We start from the raw sequence: 1,845 nt of genomic DNA, 5'->3' as shown, positions 1-1,845 counted from the left end.
CTGGAGCATCGACACCGCGACGCTCTTTCGCGTGAAGAACGACCGACTGCTCGAGATCTTCAACGGGCATCCGATCGTGCACAACATCGGCGGCGGCGATTGGCCCGGTATGGAAGACGCCTGGGACGCCCTTCTGACTCGCGGCAAGAAGATCTACGGAATCGCGGTCGACGACGCGCACCACTTCCAGGGCGAATTCGAGAAGTCGCGCGCGAACCCGGGGCGCGGCTGGGTGGTGGTACGGGCGCGATCGCGCGACAGCCGCGAGATCGTGACCGCACTCGACGAGGGCCACTTTTATGCGAGCACAGGCCCCGTGGTCAGCGATATCGCGGTCACTGAATCCGCGCTGTCGCTTACGATCAGCCGGACCGGCGACTTCAAGTACACGACCCAGTTCGTCGGGGCCAACGGCGAGATTCTCGCCACCGACAAGACGCTGTCCCCCTCGTATCGCCTGCGAGGAACCGAGACGTACGTGCGCGTGCGCGTGGTCGATTCCAGCGGGGCGACCGCCTGGTTACAGCCGGTCTTCACCACCCGGTACCGGGAGCGCGCCGCGCCGTAACTCGGCATTTGTCCCGCCCGAAGTGCCCGCCAACCGCGATTTTCCGGATACGGGCTCAACGGCGATCGGCTCCGGAGAGTAGATCTCTCGTTGGCGGCCCGTTTCGTGGATCCGCCATTCTCGCCCTCCGGAGGAAGCAGCACATGGTTCACGCAGTGGTTCACACAGTGTTTCACGCTGTGCGCCGTATCGGACGCCGGACCGGCACGCTTTTGCTGCTCGCCGCCAGCGGCAGCGCCACGCAGGCACAGGTCAGCCCGCAGTCGAGCCAGTCCGACGAACGTCGGGCTAACAAGGGCAACTGGGCGCTGGCCAATCGCTTCAGCACCACCGCGCTCCGCGCGATCACCTATACGCAGGCCGTCCAGCCCCGCTTCCTGGGACAGACGGACTCGATGTACTACAACTGGAAGGATCGCAACGGCAATCGCTTCATGCTCTTCGTTCCGTCGCCCACCGGCGGCACCAAGCGCCTGCTGTTCGATCCGGCCAAGCTGGCCGAACAGCTCACGATGCTCAGCAAGAAGCCGTACGACGCGACCAACCTGCCGTTCCAGACGATCACGTTCCTCAAGAGCCACAAGGCATTCCGCTTCACCGTGGACACTGTGCGCTACGAATATGCGCTCGCCACGGAAACGCTGAAGTCGAACGGCCGAGTGGTGCGCAACACGCCGCCGCCGGTCGACGAAGAAGTGAACACGCAAGGAGGTGGCGGCCCGGGCGGTACCGGCGCGCGCGGTGAGTTCCGCAACTACAACAAGGACAGCACGGCCTTCGTGTTCGCGCGCATGCACAATCTGTTCATCGTGGAGAAAGCCACCAACGACACCGTGCAGCTCAGCACCGACGGTGTCGAGGATTACTCATTCGGCTACCGCGACACCACGGAGAACCGTCGTCAGCTCAACGCGCTCGCCGGCGGTGGCGCGCAGACCGGTGGAGAACAGGACGACACCGACGACGCGAGCAACCGCGATCAGCGCATTCGCCCAAGTGTAGCATGGTCGCCCGACGGCAAGTCGTTCTCGTTCGTGCGCCGCGATCAGCGCAAGGTCAAGGATCTGTTCCTGGTGAACGTGCTGGCGCAGCCGCGTCCCGTGCTACTGCACTACAAGTACACGATGCCCGGCGAGGAGAACGTCACGCAGAGCGAACTCTGGGTGTTCACGCGCGGTCAAAAAGCAGTGAAGCAGCTCAACGTGCGCAAGTGGAGAGATCAGTCGCTGCAGGATGTACACTGGCCGATGAACGGCGACAAGGTGCGTGTCGTGCGG

1 protein-coding gene and 1 pseudogene are annotated in these 1,845 nt (G+C 63.9%); both read left to right on the top strand.

The genetic code is table 11. From position 1 onward, the window contains the following. Positions 1–568 (top strand): annotated as a pseudogene (locus tag ACESNG_RS17325) (hypothetical protein); the annotation flags it as partial. A 167-nt stretch (positions 569–735) separates the two neighbouring features. Next, the coding region (locus ACESNG_RS17320; RefSeq protein WP_373069983.1) for a DPP IV N-terminal domain-containing protein at positions 736–1,845 on the top strand (1,110 nt) is incomplete at its 3' end.

This window comes from Gemmatimonas sp. (assembly GCF_041689975.1).
Lineage (GTDB): Bacteria > Gemmatimonadota > Gemmatimonadetes > Gemmatimonadales > Gemmatimonadaceae > Gemmatimonas.
Note: the sequence above shows the minus strand (reverse complement) of the source record. Positions and strands in the feature narration are given on the sequence as shown.